Raw genomic sequence first — 21,195 nt, 5'->3', positions numbered from 1 at the left:
TGGAGCGGCAAATAGCAAATGTCCTGTCCTCAGCTCATCGATCCATTTTGCTCTGTTGTCATCGCAGAGACTCTTCGAAGCAGGACGGTCTGACGCCCAACCTTCTTCGCCTAATGCAAAAGGGATCGGGCAACCATTAATTGCCAAACCATGTGTCGGCTTTAGTCAGCATTGATTTGTCTAGATTCTGAGTAAGCTGGGCAATAGTCACCACGCGTGATGAATTCAACCGCGCGTCAGCCCATGCATCTGCGGATCTATTCATTTTAGATAGCCACTTATGTTAGTGCAAGAAGAACTTGGCAAACTTAGAGGAGTCAGAGGGATGAGGGAAGTTGTCGTTTTGAGTGCAGTGCGCACCGCGGTTGGTAAATTTGGAGGTGCGCTGAAGGATCTGGCGCCCAGCGAACTGGCCGCAACGGTCACGCGTGAATCCGTAGAGCGCTCGGGCCTCGATCCTGCGGAGATTGCCCATGTCGTCTTCGGAAATGTAATTCACACCGATGCCAAGGATATGTACCTTGCTCGCGTCGCCGCGTTGCGCGGGGGGTTGCCGGTCGAAACATCGGCGCTCACTCTCAATCGGCTTTGCGGCAGCGGTCTGCAGGCTATCGTCACCTCTGCGCAGGCAATTGTGCACGGCGACGCTGAGGCCGCGGTGGCTGGTGGCACCGAATCGATGAGCCGGGCGCCGTACTGGATGAACGGCTTGCGATGGGGAGCGCGGCTGAACGACACTGCTGCGGTTGACGCCATGGTGGGCGCATTGACAGACCCGTTCGAGGAAATCCATATGGGTGTCACAGCCGAGAACATCGCTCGCAAGTGGGACATTAGCCGCGAAGCTCAGGATGCGCTGGCCGCTGAGAGCCACCGCCGCGCTCTGGATGCAATCGCAAGCGGCAAGTTTACGGACCAGATTGTGCCTATCGAACTCAAAACCAAAGGCGGCACGATCCAGTTTGACACCGACGAATCTCCGCGGACCGATGCAACCATTCAAAACCTCACGAAGCTGAAACCTGTGTTTGACAAAGCCGGCACAGTAACAGCGGGTAATTCATCCAGCATCAACGATGGCGCGGCAGCGGTGGTGCTGATGGAGCGTCGGGCCGCTGAAGAGCGTGGGTTGGCGCCCCTGGCAAAGTTAGTCGATTACACGGTAACCGGGGTGGAGCCTGGGTTCATGGGCATCGGACCAGTCTCGGCGGTCAGACGATTATTACAGCGAACCGGACTGACAATCGATCAGATTGATGTATTCGAGGTCAACGAGGCTTTTGCTGCGCAGGCGCTCGCGGTGGCCACCGATCTCGGCCTCCCCTCTGACAAAACCAACCCGAACGGCAGCGGTATCTCGTTAGGGCACCCACTAGGCGCGACGGGCGCGATTGTGACGGTGAAAGCGCTGCACGAGTTGCGCCGGATCGGTGGTCGCTACGCACTGGTCACCATGTGTATCGGCGGCGGTCAAGGCATCGCTGCAATTTTTGAGGCAGTCAACTCTTAAAAAAGGATGGGCGCCATGAGCACAGCATCGGTAGTGGATCACGTCAATATTGCAGTAGATCAACTTAACATTCCTACAACGAAGTCTCTCAAGGGCAAGGTTGCCCTTGTCACGGGTGCCGGCCGCGGCATCGGACGTGCTATCGCAATTGCACTCGCTAGTCAGGGAGCCACAGTCGCCATTAACTACCGGACGAGTGGCGAGAGTGCAGCCTCACTCCACGATGCACTACAAGAGGCCGATTTGGATTGCCTGCTGGTCCAGGGCGACGTGTCGGATCAGGAGGACGCGCGCCGGGTCGTGAAGAATGTGCTTGATTCTCCGCGCAAGCGCCTCGACATCCTGATAAACAACGCCGGTGTCACACGTGACAAATCGATGGTCAAAATGGTGAGTGACGAATGGGATCACGTGATCAACACTAATCTCAACAGCAACTTCTACTGCACCAGCGCTGCGTTGCCGGCGATGATAGAACAAAAGTTCGGACGGATCGTCAGTATCAGTTCGGTGGTGGGGCAGGCAGGCGCCTTCGGCCAGGCCAACTACGCAGCCAGTAAAGGTGCCATCATCGCATTTACCAAATCGCTTGCTCTCGAAGTCGCTAAGCACAACATCACCGCCAATACGATCGCGCCAGGTTATACCGAGACCGACATGTTCGCCGGAGTATCTTCGGAGATCCGAGAGAAGATTCGCGGGAGAATCCCGCTGGGACGCTTTGCCCAGCCTGAAGAGATCGCCGCGGCCGTGTCGTTTCTGGTCACCTATGGCGATTACATAACCGGTCAACAGATCAACATCAACGGCGGCTGCTACATGTAGGAGATCCAGAGGACCGCTGGTGCTCTAGAAGGAGCTCCCCAGCAAACGCTACTTGGAGCGGGCGCCGAGCCAGCGTTCGATGTATGGCCAGGTGCGTGTGTGTGCTGCATTTCCAACCATAATGCCAATATGGCCTCCCTTGACGCGGAAGATCTCCTTGTCGGAACTGCTGACCTTGTCAAGGATCGACTCCGATTGGCAGGGTGGGGTGATGTGATCGCCCTCGGCAATCACGGTCAGCAGGTTGGCTCGCAGCCGACTCAGGTCCACTCGCTCTCCACGAATCAAGAGTTCCCCCTTCATGAGCCGATCGTTGCGATACAGGTCAATAATGAGTTGACGGAAGGCCGCGCCGGTCACGGGGATCGTGTCCCTGATCCAGGTGTTCATGGCGTGCCAGGCCTCAACGATTTGAGGATTATCCAGATTGTCGTAGAGTTTTAGATAGTTGCTAATGTAGTTCTCTACAGGCTTGAGGGCCTTCGCACCGTAGTCAATCATTTCACCTGGCATGTTGCCGAAGGCAGCGAGGACCTTGTCGACATCGAAGTATTTTTCGTCGGTCCAACGGCCGAAGGTCAGCTTCTCCTTGTTGGAAAAGTCCAGGGGCGCGGTCAGCAGGATCAGATTGCGCAAGCCATCGTCTGGTCTTAGAGCTGCGTAAATAGTCGTCAGGATGGCACCGATGCACCAGCCAAGCACGCTAACTTCCTCTACCCCGGAGAGCGTCTTGACCTTGCGGATCGCTCTCGGCAGGTAATCCAGCGTATAGTCGTCGAACTTCAGGTTCTTGTCCTCTGGCCCCGGCATACCCCAGTCCAACAGGTACAAGTCATAGCCGCGCTCCACAAGAAACTCGACAAAGCTGTTCCCAGGACGAAGATCGAGAATGGAAGGCCGATTCATGAGCGCGAAAATAAGGAGCAAGGGAACTCGATGCCGCTCTTGGTGCGAGGCGGCAGGAACGTAACGGTAAAGTTTGGCCTTGTTCAGCGTCCACACCAACTGCTTAGGCGTCTGGGCGATCGGTGCATTCGTGGTCATCACCCGGGTCAGAGTCTGTAGGCGTTGCGCAAGAATAGCGTACTGGTCGGTTACAACCGGCGCTTGTGCCATTTCTACTTAGCTCCCCTTTTTGCAGTTGGTTGCTTCGGTTTAACCGCAATCGCTCTCTGCACAGCGTCCGGCGTTCTGCTACCAGGCTGCCTCACCGGCGCTGTCTGCACAGGTGGCTTTGCTGCTGCTGTCTGCTTTGGAGCCTCAGGAGCTACTGAAGCCGTCTTCTGGTGACTAGGTTCTGACTGGACCGTCGGCTTTGTCGGCTCTATTCGTTCTGCGTGCTGGACAGACTGAGACCGCATAACCAGCTTTTCAATGCGATCCAGCTTCGTGTTCAGGTCGTCGAACTGCTGCGACGGCACAATGAGCTTCTCAAGGCGGTCCAGCTTTGCGTTGAGGTCGTTGAACTGCTGCGACGGCACAATGAGCTTCTCAAGGCGGTCCAGCTTCGCGTTCAGGTCGTCGAACTGCTGTGGCGGCACAATGAGCTTCTCAATGTGGTTGAGCTTCGCGTCCATGTCATCGAGCCGCATCTCGATGTTCGTCAATCTCCCCGCAAGTCCGGCAAAATCTGCGTTCGTCGGCAGGCCGAACTGCTGCAGTGTCTGTGACATCGTCTTCTCGAAGATCTCCCGAAATGGGGCCGAGGCGGACAAATAGTTGTCCAACATCGCTCCTGACGCCTGGGCATATCCGTCGCTATTCACGAGCTCGATCATGTTCTTCGACCAAAGATCAAGGTAGGCATCCCGCATCTCACGAAATGTTTCCATGGGATCAGACTGATTGGTGTTTCCCGCTTCAGCTTCACTCATCCATTGCTCCTTAACCCGGGTGGCCTTTGAAGGTTACACCTGAAGACAGCCGCTGAGAGGCAATCGTGAACCGCAGCTCTAAAGCGGTTCACGACTCCGAGCGGTATTGAAGACTATTACGAAAATAAGCGGTTTACGCGCGTGCCTTAGTCTGCGACGCCTTACCGGCGATGTTCAACAACTCCTTTTGGGTTTCGGCGATGGTCTCCACTCCGTTCTGAAACGAAGTAGCGGCTGCTTCGACCGGAGTTCCAGCAACGCCCGACTGTTGTTTAAATGTGTCAATAACCGTCTTGGTCTGCGCCGCCGAAAACTCAATCGCTTTCTTCTGCAGTGCAGTAGCGCGTTCTACGGTCTCCTGTGCCAGTGCGGTCACGCCGTCAGTTGTTTTCGAGACCGAATTGACGCGCTCCTTGGCAATGCCCGCCAATGTTTGGCTCTGTTCGACGGCCAGATCGATTGCATCCTTTTGCAAATCCGCATATTGGCCAAAGCTCGCAGCAGCCAGATCCAGAACGAAGAGTCCCGGTGCGCCCGGCGTTCCCAGACCCATTTTCTTCAAGGCGTCAATCGTTTCGACGTTGTGTTGCTGTGCCACGTCGAGCATCTTTTTCTGTGCCTCTGCAAGGCGCTCCACACCCTTCGTGTACAGCGTTGCAATGCTTTCCACTATTTCTGTCTGCTTAGCGGCAGACGTGAAACCTTGCGTAGTGCTCATGGAGTCCTCCTCAGGACATATATGCTGCGATCTATGCTGCACTGCAGCATTTACCTCAATGTACTCCACCTTGAATGCTTGTCAAGGGATAAAATCAAAAAATAAATATGGCTTCGAAGATCAACCTGATCAAGAAATATGAAAACCGGCGCCTCTACGATACAACCAACAGCCGGTATGTCAACCTCGACGAGGTAGCCCAAATGCTGCAGCGCGACGAGGACGTACAGGTTGTCGATGCGACTACTGGCGAAGACATCACGCGGCTGATATTGACGCAAATCATCGTAGAAGATGCCAAGACAACGAATTCCGATTTCCCGCTCGATGTTCTCCGTCAATTGGTGATCGCCTCGGGGCGCGTCGGTCAGGAAAGTACCCTCAAATACATGAAGGCAATGCTCGATCTTTACCAGAACACCTTCCGCTTGATCTCCCCAGCCGTAAATCCCTTTGGATTTTATCCACCACAACCGGAAGCGAACCCTGGAGCGACGGATGTACCTCACGCGTCCGAGACAGGCCATGCCGCGCGAGGCTCCCAGACATCTCATGCGGTGAAGCCCGAAAACGAGGAAGTGGACGAAATGAAGCGACGGCTGGCGGAACTGGAAGAGTTGGTTTCGAAGCTTGGTCCCAAGAAGACCACTCACACGAAGAAACCAGCCACGCGCCGGCGCCGCGCCAAAATACAGTAAGACGGTGAGCGTCCTCCCGCTCACCGTATCAAGAGGATTGATCCGCAAACCGAGCTCGGTTAGATCAATCAGGCATTCCAGATGCAGAAGTGGCCGAATTGATTGACTCTTTAAACGGCAGGACTTCGAATTGTTCTTCTTCGGTTGAACCCGGTAGTGCACGGATCGAGGTCTGTCCGGATGCAATTACGTTAGCCAGTTCGTCAAAGTAGCCTGTCCCGACAAAGCGTTGATGCTTGACCGCCCCATATCCGCACTTCTCTGCCAGCTCAAACTCGCGCTGCTGCAGGCGAGAGTAAGCTGACATCCCCGAACGTGCGTATTCATGGGCCAGCTCGAAGATGGATAGATTCAGGGAGTGGAAGCCGGCGAGCGTAACAAACTGGAAGCGATAACCCATAGCTCCTAGTTCTTGTTGGAAGTGTGCGATTTCTCGGTCGCTTAACTTGGATTTCCAGTGAAACGATGGCGAGCAGTTGTATGCCAGCAATTTCCCTGGAAATTCTTCATGAATGGCCTCAGCGAACCGCCGCGCCTCTTGCATGTTTGGCTGGGAAGTTTCGCACCAGACTATGTCAGCGTACGGCGCGTAGGCCAAACCACGTGAGATGGCGGCATCCAGTCCACCTCGGAAGGCAAAGAATCCCTCGACCGTCTGCTTCCCGGCCAGGAATGGCTGATCAACTGGGTCGCAGTCGCTGGTAATAAGCTTTGCAGCATCAGCATCCGTTCGCGCAATCAAGACGGTCGGAACATCGAGCACATCCGCGGCCAGACGCGCTGCAACCAGCTTTTGTACAGCATCTCGTGTCGGCACAAGGACTTTGCCGCCCATATGGCCGCACTTCTTCGCAGAAGACAGTTGATCTTCGAAGTGTACGGCGGCTGCTCCTGCTTCGATCATGCTTTTCATCAATTCGAAGGCATTGAGTACGCCTCCAAATCCAGCCTCCGCGTCCGCCACGATCGGCAGCATCCAGTCAACTGAGTTCGAGCCCTCACTATGGGCAATCTGGTCAGCACGCAACAGCGCGCTGTTCAAAGCCCGCACCACGCTTGGAACACTATTCGCCGGGTACAGGCTCTGGTCGGGATACATCTGCCCGGCCAGATTGGCGTCAGCTGCCACCTGCCAACCGCTCAGGTAGATCGCCTTCAGACCCGCCTGAGCCATCTCCACCGCCTGGTTTCCGGTGAGTGCGCCAAGCGCAGGGATGTAAGCCTCCTGATGCAGAAGGCGCCAGAACTTCTCCGCACCCGCGCGGGCAAGCGAGTACTCGACTCGTACCGTCCCACGCAGGCGATTCACGTCTTCCATCGAGTACGTGCGTATGATTCCTCCCCATCGGGGCGAATTCCAATTGTTGGTTGCGTATTGCTGGCTCATGTCCTTCTTCTCCGATATAGCTGACGTGCGATGTTGCTTGTTGTGCGAGTAAAAACCACAATGTTGTTGTGATCAAGCGAAGTCGTCCGATTCGGACGGATGGACAAATGCATCTATATCTGAGATCTCGATGCGCTATCAGCTCGAGCAGAACGAGCAAACTATTTCTCGACCGCAACGGATTCGAGACCTAGAATTGGGGCCGATGCCTCTTGGACTACAGTTTCTGACGAAGCTTACCGCGGCGCTCAAGAGGCTACAAATAGCCAAAGGGATAAACATGCTTGAAGAGCAGCAGGCATGGATAAAACTGGATCCCAGGAGCGCGCATTCGGCTGAACTACTGCTTTGCATCGCACAGTGGGTCGATGTTGGGTACAGGAACTATGAGCTCATCGATCTACTTCTGAAACGATTCTCGCCCAAATTACGCCGCAGGATGCCATTCGGGGATTACTTCAGATTGCGTATGGTCGAAGCGTTCCGCGCACTGTCCGCCGAGGACGCCGACACGGCCATCGAGATTCTGGAGGTTGTCCTCAAGGCCGGGAGAGAGCTCGAGGATGAAAAACTCACGACCCTTGCGCACTTCTGGAAGGCACGGTCGCATCGCAAGAAGGGTGAATATGACATGGCACTCCATCACATAGTGCAAGCTCGCAGTCTGACCCAGAAGACTTCCGAGGAAACCATGTCCACCGCGGTCATCCAGATCCAGGAATGCTGGCTATTGTTTCAGAAGGGGCTGCACAAGGAGGCATTGCAGCTGTTGGATCACGCCGAGGCGGTATTGAAAACAACTGATTATGACTTGGCTCTGGCCAATATTGAGTCCGCCCGTGGCCGGATCGTACGTAGAGCGGGGCAATACACAAAGGCGCTCGCACATTTTGACCGGGCTATCGCAATCTATTCGGCACAGCATGCAGACCATCGAAACCTGGCCCGGACATTGGTGAATGCTGCTTATACGAAACGGCTCCTCGCACTGCAACTACGGAAGCGAATTGACGCACGAGCCCGGCGGCCTGACAGATTGCGGAGTGGAGCCGAATCTGCTGGGAACGAACGGAGCCGCGGCAATCTTCACGCCCGGTATAACGAGATTTGCCGGGAGGCACTGGCGCAGTTGGAACGTGGCATCGAGATCTACACTTCGCATGGGTATTCCAGCGGCATCGGATCGGCGCTTTTGAACGCCGGGCATTTGCACGTGGACAGTGGAGATATCGAACGTGGCGCTCAGGAAGCGCTTGAAGCCTACACTCTTGCATTGAAAAAAAATGACCAGATACTGATGGCCAGGGCTCGCATGCTGCAAGCTGCCACCGAGAATGCACGAGTCGATGAGGGACTTGGGGAGGATAAAGATATTGAGGTTCATGCCGATACTGCGAAGCAATACTGCGATGAAGCGATAGCACTTGCACAACACACACAGAATCGTCGGCTGCTGGCAGGCGCTTACATTATGCGGGGCATGACGGCCGCGAGCGACTTCTTTCAGGAATGGGATGTGGCTAATGAGTGTGCGGTCGCCGCTTCCGCTCTGCTCGGATCAGAAGATCGAGATCACCTGTTCGAAGAACTCTCCGCATTGAAGACACTGGTCCTACGAGTCTGTGGCATTAATGACACGCTCCGCGCATGGTCGGAAGGCGTGTTGGGCGACAAGACCTTCCAGCAGATTACCGAAGAGTTCGCGGGGATGGTTATCCCAAAAGTGTGGATGCGCGAAAATAAGAGAATCTCCCGAGTGGCCGATCGCCTCTCCATATCCCCCAAAAAAGTGCGTCGTCTCCTCCGCAATGCGGGTGTATTGGACGGTCATCGATAACCGGGCGTTGCTAAGCCACGTGTCGGCTTTAGCCGACTTAGATTGCGTAGGCTTTCGGTACTATGCCCGCATGATGACGACTCGCGACGAGCTTAAGAATTTCATCGATCAGATGCCAGAGCACAGCGTCAAGTCCCTACATCACGTGCTGAAATTTCACCTTAATCGTCCCTTGCCCTCCGAAGATGAGGGGGGATGGGATCGCCGCACGGAAAGCTCTCATGATCAGTTTGCTGAGCCGAGCGACTGAAGTAATTGTGCGCGTCCGAAAAATTCGGCCTATCATGGGACGCAGAAGACTCAAGCATTGATAGATCTCCCTCATGTGTTTTGGTCCTTTGGGGGTTGCTGCACTGGCTAGTGGTCCTTCCTGGACAGCCGCTTTCGGCAGTGTGCTTGGAGTAAGCCTTTGGTCTTAAGCTCTGCCCGCCGAGGTGTTCGTCGCAGCGCTCTTGCCGCAACGAGCTAGAGCGACTTTAACGGTGGTCCGCGAAAATTTTTCGACTTGCACCAACTGACCACCTGGCCGAGAACCTTGAAGGCTGTATTGCCAGAGACTTACGCAATGCGCCTTCACATGAAATTACGCTCGGTGTCGAGAATAATTTACGTTGCGGTGTTCCTTAGTGATTTAGGCTCGTTGCATTACATTCGTAATGGCTGTCCATAAAACAGCGAATTCAGCAGTGCAGATGTTCGTGGATTCATCCTATGGCTTAGCAGAGTAACAAGTGACCCCAGAGGTGCCGTATGGTCAAAGATGAAAGACCCAGGCAGCATGGTAACGAATCTACTTCAACGAAGGCATACTCCTCCATAAACAGATATGTGCCCATCGATGCCCGCTTTGGCGCACGTGTTCGTGATCTGCGCAAAGAGCGCCAGTGGACGCAGCTATATATGGCCACCCATTTAGGCATTGACCGGAGCCACATTAGTGACGTGGAGAGAGGCCGCAAGTCGATGACGCTCTCGCTGATAGCAGTCGTAGCGCTCGGCTTTGAAATCTCCGTTTCTGAGCTGCTGGACCACTTATAGATGGGAATGGTCGTTCGACCAGCGTGAGACAGTCAAAGGTCGAACGCAGGCACAAGGGACAGCAGTGTTGGTCTCCGGCCAACTCCCGCTCGTTCGGTGAGTCTGATAGTTAATACTTCAATGAGAGCAATTCCAAGGGTGCGTAAGGATTACTTCTTCTGCTGCCCGCGGCAGATGAGGGTGGCGGTATACGCGGCTCCAAAGCCGTTATCGATGTTGACGACGGTAGTGTTCGGCGAGCAGGAGTTCAGCATGGAAAGCAGCGCCGTGATGCCGTGGAAGGCGACACCGTAACCAACGCTGGTTGGCACGGCGATGACCGGCACACCCACCATACCGCCCAGCACGCTGGGCAATGCGCCTTCCATGCCGGCACAGGCGATGACGACATCGGCTGTCTGCAGCAGAGGGCGCTGTGCGAGCAGGCGATGAATGCCGGCGACGCCGACATCGGTAATGCGTAGAACATTGCCGCCGAAGAGATCCGCGGTGATGGCAGCCTCTTCCGCAACCGGAAGATCGCTGGTGCCGGCGCAGACAACAGCGATGGTGCCCTCGTGCCGTGGCTGCTGCGCCTGCCGCAACGTGATGCACTGGGCAAGAGCGTGATATTCGGCGCCGGGAACAAGTGTCTGCACGGCGGCGAAATGTGCCGCGTCTGCCTTGGTCGCGAGTACGTTCACGCCCGAGGCAGCGATGCGTTGAAAGATCGCGGCGGTCTGTTCCGGTGTCTTGCCGGCGGCATAGATCACTTCGGGCAGGCCCGAGCGCAGGGTGCGATGATGATCGATCTTGGCGAAGCCGGTGTCTTCGAAGGGAAGGTGCGTCAGCGTATCAGCGGCCTGTTCCGTGGAGATGGCGCCGGTGCGGAGTTGTTCGAAAAGTTGCAGCAGAGATTCGCGATGCATGTGTGTTTCCAGGATGCCTTCAACACTTGCGGCGCACAGAGGCAACCGCATTCGTTATCGGTTGCCGTTCAAGTTCGCCGTCAGGGTCTCAATGGGCAAAATGGCGTTCATGCTGCCGCTTCGGTAGCCCTGCGTATCGAGGGTCACGTATTGGAAGCCTGCGGCGCGGACAGCGGCGGTAATGCTGTCGAGCGCTTCCATCGATAAGGCGCGTGGAAGTTCTTCGCGCGCGATCTCAATACGGGCGAGTGTGCCGTGATGACGTACACGCACCTGCAGAAAGCCAAGGGCATTGAGGGCATCTTCGGCGGCTTCCACCTGCGCCAAGGCTTCTGGCGTCACCTCGCGGCCGTACTCCAGGCGAGAAGAAAGGCACGCCGATGCAGGCTTATCCCATACTGCGAGGTTCGCGTTACGAGCCAGAGTGCGAATCTCCTGCTTGCCGAGCTGCGCAGCCGCCAGCGGAGCCGTGGCGTTGTGCAGGGTTGCGGCGCGCTGACCTGGTCGGAAGTCACCGTTGTCATCGAGGTTGCGGCCGTAGGCGATGGTAGCGATGCCAAGCTCCTGGCTAAGTGCTTCCATGGCATGGAAGAGCTCATCCTTGCAGTGGAAGCAGCGCTGGCTGTCGTTGCGAACATAGTCCGGCTTCTCCATCTCGCGGGTGTTGATCACGCGGAGAGGAATGCCATGCTGTTGGGCGAAGTCGATAGCTGCCGAGAGATGCTTGCGCGGCAGGCTGGGCGAGTCCGCGATGACGGCCTGCATGCGATCGCCAAGTACCTGGTAGGCTTCCCACGCAAGATAGGCCGAGTCGACGCCGCCGGAGTAGGCCACGAGTAGATGTTCGCTCGTGGCCAGCTCCCGGCGCAGGGTTTCGCGTTTTGCTGCGAGTGTGTCCATAGACAGATGCTGCGTTACAGGTTCTTGCCGTAGTCAAGCCGGTTGGGGTTATGCAGTTTCTCCGCGGTCGCCCACAGGCCTGCCGAAGGCGTACTGATGTAGAAGACCTCCTCACCGTCAGGCATGGTGTTCCAGCCTTCCTTCATGACGGCAGGGTCGTAGCGCTTCTGCATCTCGGCGCAGTCGGCGTAGTTGTAACCGACCTGCTCGATCTCTTCCTTGCTGAGATGGCCGGGAGCGTACGTGATGGTAAAGCGGTCTTCGCTGGAGCCATGGATGAGGTGAGCCACGCCGTGCGGAATCTCCTGCATGTCGGCCTCGGTCTTGTAGAGCGAGAGCGTACGTGGAGTGCCCTTGTAGCCATACTTGCGGATCAGGGCATCGACCTCGGGCTGCTCGCCGAAACGCTCCACGCCGGGGGCAATGATCAGCAGCTCACCGCCGTCGGCGATGGCCATGCGGGTGCGGTAGACAGCCTTGTTGGCGACCCAGGTCGCGCGGAACTCATCGGCCTGCATCACGGCGACAACCTTCTTGATCGGCTTGTCGAAGACAGTGATGTTCTGCTCGCGACTCTTGCGGGCGGCCTGCAGATAGGTGTCGAGATCGTCGCCGACGAAGATACCGCTGGTGACCAGCTTGTTGTTGGCGTCACGCTGCATCACGATCTGCAGATAGACATCCGGCAGATGCTTCAGCAGATTCTCTTCGGCCCAGTTATAGGTGGCGCGCAGCGGCGTGATCAGGCAGCCCAGGTTGTTCTCAATGCCATAGACGGCGGCGGCGATGTGCGAGGCGCAGATGGTCTCCTTGCCGCCAAGGCCGATGAAGTAGTTCTTATTGTGGTTGGCGAAGCCCAGCACTTCGTGCGGAACCACGTGGCCCACGTTGATGATGAGGTCCCACTGCTGGTCCATCAGCACGGAGTTGAGGTCGACGGGAATCTCCCAGTCAGCGGCGCCCTGTGTGGTCTCCTTCACCAGCGAGGCCGGAATGGTGCCGATGTGGGTGACGCCGTTGCGCCAGTCATGGGGAAGAATGAGCTCATGCGGAATATCGCCGAACATCCACTTGTTCTCGGCTTCGGTATGAGGAACATGCTGGCCGAGCGTCGGAATCACCAGCACATGGGCGTCGGGAAGCGCCTTATAGAGAAGCTCCGTGATTTTGCCGGCGCCGGAGTGGGCGCGGGTGAGATCCGGGGGAAGCAGCAGAACGCGCTTCAGGTCCTTGTTGATGCGCGTGCGGGCTTCGGTGAGAAGGCGGTCAACGGCGGATTGGATCTGCGCTTCGGTGAGGGCGTCACCCTCAATGGAAAACCACGGCATGGGTTGTTTCGTCTCCTGTGGGGCGGCGGTGCGCCCGCCTCAATGATTTTAAGGATGTCATAGTTGTCTGACCAATTTCAAGAATTGGTCAGGCAGGTTTCCGGATAGCGGATTTTCGGGCTGATTTTTTAGGGCGGGCCGTCTTTTCCGGCTGACCGGCGAGGATGTCTTCCACGTGGCGCAGGTGGTTGCGCATGGCGGCGCGGGCTGCTTGCGGGTCACGCGCTTTGATGGCGGTGAAGATCGCCTGGTGGTCGCGCAGCGTCATCTGCTGATGATGCTGTAGTCCGGCAAGGTGCGAGAGCGAGTGGAAGATGGGCGAAAAGATGCCGGCCCACAGGCTATCCACAATGCTGGCGAGGACGTTGTTGCGCGCTGCTTCGGCGATGGCGACGTGGAAGTGGCGATCGGTTATCTGCGCGTTCTGCCCAGCCGCATCGAGCGCCTTCATCTCCTGGATGGTCGCCTCAATCTGTTTGAGCTGTTCGGCAGAGGCGTTGAGCGCGGCGTCGGCGGCGATCTCTCCCTCGATCAAAAGACGTGCTCTCAACAACTCGAATGGTCCCGGACCCGCATCGAGAAGCAGTGGAACCTGATTGGGCGCCTGGCGAATATAGGCGCCGGAGCCGACGCGGATCTCAAGCTGACCAGCGATCTCCAATGCAATCATGGCCTCGCGGATCGTCGGCCGGGAGACGTTGAGTTTGCGGGCAAGGTCTTTCTCCGAGGGAAGACGTTGTCCAGGCTCAAGACGGTGTTCGCGCATATAGGCGGAGATCTGTTCGGCTACACGCTGATAGAGCCGCGGTGTGGGATGGCTGGTCGAGGACATGCTTCGCCACCATGGTACGCGATGGAGCCGCAAGAGACTTCTTCTTGAAAGTTTGATCGATTTTCAGGGAACCGCTCAGATACTTCGCGCGTATGTTCATCCTGGAGGTACTTCCGCCTTCAGAAGACAGCCTGTGCGCTGCTTCTTCGAGTCCGCGAGAAGATCTCACATCCCTCTTTTGTTTGCAGTTTTCAGGGTGCTCTTATAAGGGCAGGTGTGCGTGTGTGACATCGTCAACGCACATACTGCCGTGTGCCCGCGCATCCTTATCTCTTGTCGTGCGTCCTTACTTTTACTGAGGAGTTCTTTGTTTGATGAAACACGTTGTGATTGCTGCTACACCCGTCCCAGGTCATTTCAACCCGATGATGGCGGTAGCCGAGCATCTGGCTGCCAATGAATATCGCATTACCGTACTGACCGGCGAGATCTATCGAGATCGCGTCGAGGCTGCCGGTCTTGCCTATGTGCCCCTTGCCGGAGCCGCCAACTACGACATGCGCCACCAGGATGTTTACTTCCCTGAACGCAGCAGTATCGAACCCGGTATGCCGCAGATTACCTATGACATGCAGCGCGTCTTTGGTGACGCCATTCCCGAACAGTACGCTGCGTTGAAACGTCTGGTCGATGCCGAGGACGTCGACGTCATCATGGCGGACCTGCTGTTCATGGGAATCTTTCCCCTGCTGATGGCCCCGCGTGCCGAGCGACCGGCGGTTGTCTCCTGCGGTATTGTGCCGTTCATGTGCCGTAATGCGGAGGTCTCGCCGTTCACCGGGCCGGACAACTCTCCCGAAGGCCTGCTGCGTAATGCGGAGCATAATGAGCAGATCGCCGCGGCATTGCAGCCTGCAACCGATTATGTAAGCGACAAGATCGAAGCCTGCTGTGGGCGGCGTCTGGATACCTTCCTCTTCGATGAGTTGTATGTGCGTCCGGATCTGTTTCTGCAGTTCACCACCTCCGCCTTCGAGTTCCCGATGAAAGAGCTGCCGGGGAACGTCGTCTTTGTTGGACCGATGATTCCGAAGCACGATGACGTGGAAACTCCGTCATGGATCGAGTCGCTCGATCCGGCAAAACCTGTGGTCTTCTTAACCCAGGGAACGATTGCCAATTACGACTTCAACCAGTTGCTGCAGCCCGCGCTGGATGGTCTCGCCGCTGAGCCGGTGCAGGTAGTAGCGACGGCCGGCGGCGGTGATGCAAGCGGTGTACGCGTGCCTGCGAATGCGCGGCTGGAGGGCTATCTTTCCTATGCCGCCATTCTGCCGAAGACCGCTGTCTTTGTGACCAATGGAGGTTACAACGGTGTTCAGATGGCATTGCGTGCGGGTGTACCGCTGATAAGTGCCGGAGCTTCGGAGGATAAGCCCTTTGTCTCGGCGCGTGTCGCGTGGAGCGGCTGCGGTATCGACCTGAAGACGGGAACTCCCACCGCCGAACAGATTCGCGATGCGGTACGCTCCATTCTTGCGGAGAGCAGCTATCGCCAGAAAGCGCAGGCGATGAGCTGTGCGTATGAAGGCTGCGACGCGCTGCAGAATACGTTGCTGGCGATTGAGCCTCTGCTGCGTAACCATATCGCTGTCGAACCAGAGGAGATGGCGGAAGTTTAGAGCGCACCTGTAAATACAAGATGCCCCGCATCTGTGATGTCAGGTGCGGGGCATCTTCACTTTCGCCATTGGTACGGGGCACTATCGCCGATAGAGTTAATTGCAAAGCTCTAATGGCAGCGAGTGACGTATCTCCCGGAGCAGTTCTGCGGGATGGATTGGTTTGTGCAACAGCTCGAAGTCGTAGCCCCGGTTTCGAGCTGACTCCAGGAGGTCCACGGTGCCGGCTTGACCAGAGAAGAGCAGCACCTTGCATGGTGTGATCTTTTTCATCGCGATGGCGAGCTCGATGCCCGTGAGATAGGGCATCATCACATCGCTGAGAAGCAGATCCGGTGGTGTGACGAGGGCCATCTCCAGCGCGCGACGCGGATCGTTGAAGTCGCAGGCGGAAAAGCCCTGTTGCTTGAGAATGGTTGCAAGAGACCTTGAGATAAGTGTTTCGTCGTCAACAACGAAGATAAGCGGACGATTTTCATTCGTCATCTGCTTCACCCCGATTCTTTCGATGAGCGCTGCTCAAAGACAACGAAGCAGCGAAAAGAAGTTCAGCGGTATAAGAGAACCGCTACAAATGGGCTTTCCAAGGATGAGGAGCCGCAGAGGGACAATATTGATTCCGATTGTTCGAGTGCGAAATAGCTTTCCGCATCCCGTCAATTCATGCCTCACATTCTAGCCTCTTTGAAGATTCCTGTGAACAAATGTCCACAACATGACGGACTGTCGGCCTGCGGGCAACCTGCGGCCGAGAAATGCCTTCTTTAAGGCAGACGGCTTTGTGCGTTATGCAACCAACGTTACGAAAGCCAGATGAGTCAATGACCGTTGTCCCTCCGAATCAACTCCATGGTCACCTCCGCGAAAGCTAGAGAACGTAAGTACTCCAGATCTGCATTGCTGCTGATCGATATCATCAGTCCGTTTGAGTATTTCGTGTTGAAGCCGATGCATTCGGGCTTTACGAGACACCTCTCGAGACGCTGCTCCGGTTTCTTGGCACGCGATCGCTGATTCTTACTCACAACTAATAGCTGCATTACCTGCACCGCACACGACGCCAATATGCGTCGATACGAGTTGTACGTACCGTCGGACTGTTCTTCGGCGCGGACAAAGGAAGAACATCGGTCGGCGTTGTTGCAGCTTAAGGCCACGATCAAGGCGAAGATCGGGCGGTCGTCGTCACTTTCCTTCCGACACAGGTGAGATCTGTTGCACAACAGGAACGCCGGGCCGCTGGATAGGCGCGCCCGGCGGTTTTCTGCAGAAGACTAGGCGGCTTTTTGCGCATAAGGGTTGACGCGATCGGCAATGCTGCTCAGCAGGTGATCGGCGTGGCCTTCTTCTTTGATGGTTTGGTCGAGGAGCTGTGCCGGTGTGCTTTCGCCTAAAATCTGGGCAAAGTGACGAACAGCTCCGTAGGTGGCGATTTCATAGTGTTCGATTCGTTGGATGGCGGCGATGATGGCGGCATCGCGTACAGACTCGTCGGAAGCATCTTGGATCATGTTCTCTGCTTCCTCCACTAAGGCCGCGAGTGCTTTGCATTTGACCATCTCCGCCTCACCAGTAGTCTGCCGGAGAATCTCTTCGAGGCGGCGGACCTGGACTTCAGTTTCCTGCAGGTGTGATTGAAGGGCCTGTTTGATCTGAAGATCACCTGCTTTTTCAATCATCTTCGGAATCGCGTGTATGATCTGCCGCTCCGTAGACAGCAACATCTGAAGTTGATTGATATAGAGTTCGCGAAGGTTGGAGAGATTTGCCGAAAAGAACTTCATGGGTATTCTCCTTGGGTTTCAGTGATAGTGACTAAGCGGCATGGCGTTTGCCGAGCGAGGGACCAGCTTGACCTTGATCCAACCCGGGTTCGTGACGGGCAAAGGAGCGGTACGCGTCGATGGCGGACTGGATCGGTGTTTGCTGGTAGGGAACTGTTCGGGCGAATCACGCGTCAGTCACACGTGACCGATCAGCCCTAAGCCTGAAACCTGGCACGTTAATCTACTCCGATGCGCTCCGGCAGCCAAGGGGAAGCCCAGCAGGCGAACATGCCGATCCTGGTGATGAACATGCCGATCCTGGTGATGAACATGCCGATCCTGGTGATGAACATGCCGATCCTGGTGATGAACATGGCGATCCTGGTGATGAAGACGCTTGCCCTCTGTTGCGGGACAGAAGGATCGATCTTCAGGTACATTGAAATCGCTTACACTGCCTTTACGACCTCCTTTTGAAAGCCATCGATTGATCTCTGTTTCCCCACATACTCTTCGAGAAAAGGGCGGCCTTGTCGTCTGGCTGACCGGACTAAGCGGCGCCGGCAAGACGACCATTGCGCAAGCCGTACAGCAGAGCCTGACGTCTTTTGGCATACCGGCGGTATTCCTCGACGGAGATGAGGTGCGCAAGCAGATGCATCCCACCCTCGGGTTCTCGAAGACGGACCGGGAAGAGAATGTCCGACGGATCGGCGCTCTGGCAAAAACCAGGGCGGAGGAGGGCGCGGTCGTGCTGGTTGCCGTTATCGCTCCGTATCGCAGCACGCGCCAGGAAGTGCGGGCGATATGCCGCGCGTATCTGGAGGTCTTTGTGGATGCTCCCCTTCAAACCTGTGAGGAGCGGGATCCGAAGGGACTGTATCGCCGGGTACGACGCGGAGAGATTACACAGTTCACCGGGATCGATGCACCGTACGAAGCTCCCGTCGAGCCTGAGATTCATTGCAGGACCGCCAGCGAGAGCATCGAAGAAAGCTCGCAGCGTGTCCTCAGGGCCATTGCGGAGTCCTTGCGATAGCCATGCGGGAGATGCGGCAGTTCAACTTCTACGGCTACCGGCTATCGAGCCCATGGGATCTTAGCTGGTTATCTCCCTGGCAGGGGTCTGAGATCGCTTCGGGTGAGGTGACCCTTCTGGAGACGGAAGTTCCAGAATCGCTTCCGGATTCTATTGAGCGAGGCCCATTTATTGAGATTGACCGCGAGGGTGAGGTCCTGCTCAACATGAAACACGCAGGCCGTTTTCTGCTGCGAGATGGCCGGGAGATCCTTGTATCTCCCTACGAAAGTCCGCAGAGCGAGCCCTTTCAGAGCTTTTTGACGGGGACCGTTGCCGGCCTGCTCTTTCATCAGAACAGCCGTTTGGTGTTGCATGCGAGTGCTGTCGTGGTGCGAGGCAGGGCGATCCTGCTATCGGGTTGGGCCACGGTGGGTAAGTCGGCACTCGCGGCGGCACTGATGGAGCAGGGTGCGGAGTTTCTAAGCGACGACCTTTGCCTTGTCGATGTGAGTCGCGAAGGGGCAATGGTCTCTGCAGGACCGTCACGGATTCGTCTCTGGCCCGATGTCGGAGATTATCTTGGATTTCCGGAAGAGGCACGTTGCGCGTTGCGGCCCGGTTTGCGCAAGTTCACGCTTGTAACTCAGGCTGCGTTGCCTGTGCGAGCCGGCCTCCTGGTGCGAGTGGAAGATGCACATCACCGCTCAGTTCATTTTGAGCGGCTACGGGGAATGCATAGCGTTATGCCACCGCATTCGTTGGTCTATCAGCACCGGTTCGCCGGGCTGCTGCAACGGCAGAAGCCCATGCTTACCGCGTTAAGTGCATTGGCGGCTGAAGTTCCCGTAATCCGTATGGGGCATCCCCACCAGATGCAACGGTTGCGGGAGATCGCCTCGTCGTTGCTCCAACACGTGGAGGCGTACTGGTGAAAGAGACCGAATACATCTGGCTGGCCTCTTATCCGAAATCCGGGAACACCTGGGTGAGGATGATGTTGAATAGCCTGGCGCTGGGCGGAGCCGTCCCTGACATCAACGATCTGGAGTTGAAAGTGCCGATTGTCTCCTATACCAATCTGCAGGAGCAGTTTGGCGTCGAGGCTACGGAGCTTACATTCAGTGAGATCGCCATGGTCCGGCCCGAGCTCTATCGCCGGCTTGCATTGGACTGCCGCCGAGACGTATTGATCCATAAAGTGCATGATCGGCTCTGGCGGAACGAAGCAGGAGAGCCCGTGTTTCCCAAAGACAGGACACGTGGTGTCGTCTATATCGTCCGCGACCCGCGAGATGTCGCCGTTTCCGCGGCGGCGTTCTTCGGGACAACTCTCGATGCGGCAGTCGATATCCTCGCGGCCGAGAGGTATGTTCTGGCCAATAGTCCGGGCGGTCCTGCGCGACAGCTGCCTCAGCTTCTGGGGGGATGGAGCACCCACGTCACAAGCTGGTTGGATGGGGATTTTCCACTCCTGCTCGTCCGCTATGAGGACCTGCTGCACGATCCGGCGGCTAGCCTTCGAAAGATTGTGGAGTTCCTGCGCATGCCGGCGGAGCATATTGAAGCCGCGGTTGCGGCGACCCATTTCGATCAGTTGGCCAGGCAGGAGCAGCAGCAGGGCTTCCGCGAGAATCCGCATGCGAAGGACAAATTCTTTCGTTCGGGCAAAGCTGGAGAAGGGAAGCTACGGCTTACACCGGAGCAGCTTGTGCGCATCGAGACGGCTCACGGAACTGTGATGAAGCGGCTCGGCTATCTCTGAAACGGATCCGAGGATCATGCCCCACGACCGTAAGTACGGTCGTGAGGCGCGTCACGTTAAGGATGAACCGCAAGCGTGACACTCTCCGGCGTGATGTTGTTGGCGCCGGTCAGCGTCTTACCTTTAGCCCACTCAGGCGACTTCATGGCGAGCTGGTACTTCACCGGAGTGCCGCTGAGGGTAGCCGTCGCAATCTTTGTCTTCTTACCGATGATGAGGTCAACGGTCGAGGTCTCGGTCTGGCCAAAAGCAGGTGTGAACTGCAGGGTCAGACCGTGGTCTTCGGCGCGGACCGGAGCGTAACGGATCTTCTCGATGGCCCAGTTTGTGCCATCGTAGGTGGCTTCCATGGTCTGCTTCACCATTGGGTTGTTCTCGACCGAGATGGTGTAATGCGGAGCGGCAGCCTTCTCGATCTTGAGAGTGATCGAACGTCCGCTTTCCTGGGTGAGCTGCCAGGTAGCGCCCTGTTTCAGCTCGCTTGGAGCGGAGGTGACCTTGAAGCTCTCACTGCCGGCCGCGAGCACGGCCGTGGTGGCCGAGTGCGTCAGCGCTCCGTGCCAGGCGACGAAGTAAGGAGGCCTGGAGATCTCCTTCCACATCTCAGCGATGGAGGTCTTGTCACCCACGACGATGGCCGAGCCTTCGCCGGCGACTGCGGACTCTTCCCGATAGGGAAAGACCGGAACCTTGGCCTCAGCGACAGCGGTCAGGCCGCCACCCTGCTGCACGACGTCCGAGCCCTGAATAAATCGCCACTCAACAGGCGTCCCGTCATTGAGGCGAAGACGAAGATCGAAGGTCGCGCCGTTCACCTCGCTGTCGGGCCTCGTGAACTCGATCTGGGTAAGATATGCTTCACCGTCCTGCGCCTTGGCGATGGCCACGAGCTGCGGTTGATTGGCGAAGTGGACACGCTTTCCAGTGGCGCGGCTGGTCACGATGAAGTCGTAGAGGGGTTTGCCGTTGTTCTCGTCGTAATCGAGCTCAACCATAGTGTAGGGAACCTCCGGCCCTGTCCACTGCACGAACTGTTCGGGCCAGTAACGATAGCTGATCATCAGGCCGGAGACTGGAGGAGCGATGGCGGCCTGCTGTGCGTAACCAGCGGCGGAAGTTGCAGCGACGACGGCGGAGGTAATCAGAGATGCGATGCGGTTCATGCGAGG

The 21,195-nt window shown here is 56.7% G+C and carries 21 protein-coding genes and 1 pseudogene; 11 read left to right on the top strand and 11 right to left on the bottom strand.

Annotated features, from left to right (window positions below):
* Window positions 1–325 precede the first annotated feature (325 nt).
* Window positions 326–1,510 (top strand): beta-ketothiolase BktB, encoded by a 1,185-nt coding sequence (gene bktB / locus FTW19_RS20155; protein ID WP_147649360.1) that lies wholly within the window; start codon window positions 326–328, stop codon window positions 1,508–1,510.
* Between the two features lie 15 nt (window positions 1,511–1,525).
* Window positions 1,526–2,335 (top strand): 3-oxoacyl-ACP reductase family protein, encoded by an 810-nt coding sequence (locus FTW19_RS20150; protein WP_147649359.1) that lies wholly within the window; start codon window positions 1,526–1,528, stop codon window positions 2,333–2,335.
* 48 nt (window positions 2,336–2,383) lie between these two features.
* Here FTW19_RS20150 and FTW19_RS20145 read toward each other — a convergent pair whose 3' ends face one another.
* The 3 genes from FTW19_RS20145 to FTW19_RS20135 all read right to left on the bottom strand — a co-directional run bounded on the left by FTW19_RS20145 (window position 2,384) and on the right by FTW19_RS20135 (window position 4,927).
* Window positions 2,384–3,451: an alpha/beta fold hydrolase gene (locus tag FTW19_RS20145; RefSeq protein ID WP_147649358.1), complete on the bottom strand. Its 1,068-nt coding sequence runs from the start codon at window positions 3,449–3,451 to the stop codon at window positions 2,384–2,386.
* Between the two features lie 2 nt (window positions 3,452–3,453).
* A complete protein-coding gene (locus FTW19_RS20140; RefSeq protein WP_147649357.1) occupies window positions 3,454–4,209 on the bottom strand; it encodes a hypothetical protein in 756 nt (251 codons plus the stop codon).
* A 133-nt stretch (window positions 4,210–4,342) separates the two neighbouring features.
* A complete protein-coding gene (locus FTW19_RS20135) occupies window positions 4,343–4,927 on the bottom strand; it encodes a hypothetical protein (protein ID WP_147649356.1) in 585 nt (194 codons plus the stop codon).
* A gap of 107 nt (window positions 4,928–5,034) precedes the next feature.
* Here FTW19_RS20135 and FTW19_RS20130 point away from each other — a divergent pair, with 107 nt between their 5' ends.
* On the top strand, window positions 5,035–5,625 hold the full coding sequence (locus tag FTW19_RS20130; RefSeq protein WP_147649355.1) for a polyhydroxyalkanoate synthesis regulator DNA-binding domain-containing protein: 591 nt from the start codon (window positions 5,035–5,037) through the stop codon (window positions 5,623–5,625).
* Between the two features lie 64 nt (window positions 5,626–5,689).
* Here the strand turns inward: FTW19_RS20130 and aceA are convergent, their stop codons facing one another.
* Complete coding sequence (gene aceA, locus FTW19_RS20125) at window positions 5,690–7,012, bottom strand: isocitrate lyase (RefSeq protein ID WP_147649354.1); 1,323 nt, start codon at window positions 7,010–7,012, stop codon at window positions 5,690–5,692.
* A gap of 130 nt (window positions 7,013–7,142) precedes the next feature.
* On the opposite strand from aceA, the gene FTW19_RS20120 reads away from it, so the two are divergent.
* On the top strand, window positions 7,143–8,849 hold the full coding sequence (locus tag FTW19_RS20120) for a tetratricopeptide repeat protein (protein WP_147649353.1): 1,707 nt from the start codon (window positions 7,143–7,145) through the stop codon (window positions 8,847–8,849).
* A 750-nt stretch (window positions 8,850–9,599) separates the two neighbouring features.
* Entirely contained in the window at window positions 9,600–9,887 is a 288-nt protein-coding gene (locus tag FTW19_RS20115; RefSeq protein WP_147649352.1) for a helix-turn-helix domain-containing protein, read from the top strand.
* Between the two features lie 149 nt (window positions 9,888–10,036).
* Here the strand turns inward: FTW19_RS20115 and larB are convergent, their stop codons facing one another.
* From larB to FTW19_RS20095, 4 genes are all read right to left on the bottom strand, one after another.
* Window positions 10,037–10,795 carry a nickel pincer cofactor biosynthesis protein LarB gene (gene larB, locus FTW19_RS20110; protein WP_147649351.1) on the bottom strand — a complete coding sequence of 253 codons (759 nt, stop codon included), beginning with the start codon at window positions 10,793–10,795 and terminating at the stop codon, window positions 10,037–10,039.
* Window positions 10,796–10,849: 54 nt separating this feature from the next.
* A complete protein-coding gene (larE, locus tag FTW19_RS20105; protein ID WP_147649350.1) occupies window positions 10,850–11,695 on the bottom strand; it encodes an ATP-dependent sacrificial sulfur transferase LarE in 846 nt (281 codons plus the stop codon).
* A 14-nt stretch (window positions 11,696–11,709) separates the two neighbouring features.
* On the bottom strand, window positions 11,710–13,023 hold the full coding sequence (locus tag FTW19_RS20100) for a lactate racemase domain-containing protein (RefSeq protein WP_147649349.1): 1,314 nt from the start codon (window positions 13,021–13,023) through the stop codon (window positions 11,710–11,712).
* 88 nt (window positions 13,024–13,111) lie between these two features.
* Window positions 13,112–13,855, bottom strand: coding sequence for a FadR/GntR family transcriptional regulator (locus tag FTW19_RS20095; protein WP_147649348.1), 744 nt, complete (start codon window positions 13,853–13,855; stop codon window positions 13,112–13,114).
* A gap of 314 nt (window positions 13,856–14,169) precedes the next feature.
* Between FTW19_RS20095 and FTW19_RS20090 the strand changes: the two genes are divergently transcribed.
* Window positions 14,170–15,477 carry a glycosyltransferase gene (locus FTW19_RS20090; protein ID WP_147649347.1) on the top strand — a complete coding sequence of 436 codons (1,308 nt, stop codon included), beginning with the start codon at window positions 14,170–14,172 and terminating at the stop codon, window positions 15,475–15,477.
* Between the two features lie 96 nt (window positions 15,478–15,573).
* Here the strand turns inward: FTW19_RS20090 and FTW19_RS20085 are convergent, their stop codons facing one another.
* Window positions 15,574–15,963, bottom strand: a complete 390-nt coding sequence (locus FTW19_RS20085) for a response regulator (protein ID WP_147650762.1) — start codon at window positions 15,961–15,963, stop codon at window positions 15,574–15,576.
* 549 nt (window positions 15,964–16,512) lie between these two features.
* Between FTW19_RS20085 and FTW19_RS26490 the strand changes: the two are divergent.
* Window positions 16,513–16,686, top strand: a pseudogene (locus FTW19_RS26490) (isochorismatase family protein); the annotation flags it as partial.
* Window positions 16,687–16,751: 65 nt separating this feature from the next.
* Here FTW19_RS26490 and FTW19_RS20075 read toward each other — a convergent pair.
* Window positions 16,752–17,261 (bottom strand): ferritin-like domain-containing protein, encoded by a 510-nt coding sequence (locus tag FTW19_RS20075; RefSeq protein ID WP_147649345.1) that lies wholly within the window; start codon window positions 17,259–17,261, stop codon window positions 16,752–16,754.
* A gap of 270 nt (window positions 17,262–17,531) precedes the next feature.
* On the opposite strand from FTW19_RS20075, the gene FTW19_RS20070 reads away from it, so the two are divergent.
* The 4 genes from FTW19_RS20070 to FTW19_RS20055 are packed head-to-tail and all read left to right on the top strand — an operon-like array spanning window position 17,532 to window position 20,026.
* A complete protein-coding gene (locus FTW19_RS20070) occupies window positions 17,532–17,720 on the top strand; it encodes a hypothetical protein (RefSeq protein ID WP_147649344.1) in 189 nt (62 codons plus the stop codon).
* 10 nt (window positions 17,721–17,730) lie between these two features.
* Window positions 17,731–18,282, top strand: a complete 552-nt coding sequence (gene cysC / locus FTW19_RS20065; RefSeq protein ID WP_246153414.1) for an adenylyl-sulfate kinase — start codon at window positions 17,731–17,733, stop codon at window positions 18,280–18,282.
* Window positions 18,283–18,284: 2 nt separating this feature from the next.
* Window positions 18,285–19,196: a hypothetical protein gene (locus tag FTW19_RS20060; protein WP_147649343.1), complete on the top strand. Its 912-nt coding sequence runs from the start codon at window positions 18,285–18,287 to the stop codon at window positions 19,194–19,196.
* On the top strand, window positions 19,193–20,026 hold the full coding sequence (locus FTW19_RS20055; protein ID WP_147649342.1) for a sulfotransferase domain-containing protein: 834 nt from the start codon (window positions 19,193–19,195) through the stop codon (window positions 20,024–20,026). The genes FTW19_RS20060 and FTW19_RS20055 overlap by 4 nt, the downstream gene beginning before the upstream one ends.
* 56 nt (window positions 20,027–20,082) lie before the next feature.
* Here the strand turns inward: FTW19_RS20055 and FTW19_RS20050 are convergent, their stop codons facing one another.
* Complete coding sequence (locus tag FTW19_RS20050) at window positions 20,083–21,189, bottom strand: hypothetical protein (protein WP_147649341.1); 1,107 nt, start codon at window positions 21,187–21,189, stop codon at window positions 20,083–20,085.
* Between the last annotated feature and the right edge of the window lie 6 nt (window positions 21,190–21,195).

The sequence above is a fragment of the Terriglobus albidus genome, from assembly GCF_008000815.1.
In the GTDB taxonomy this organism is placed as follows: domain Bacteria; phylum Acidobacteriota; class Terriglobia; order Terriglobales; family Acidobacteriaceae; genus Terriglobus; species Terriglobus albidus_A.
This window is presented reverse-complemented; position numbering and strand designations above follow the sequence as displayed.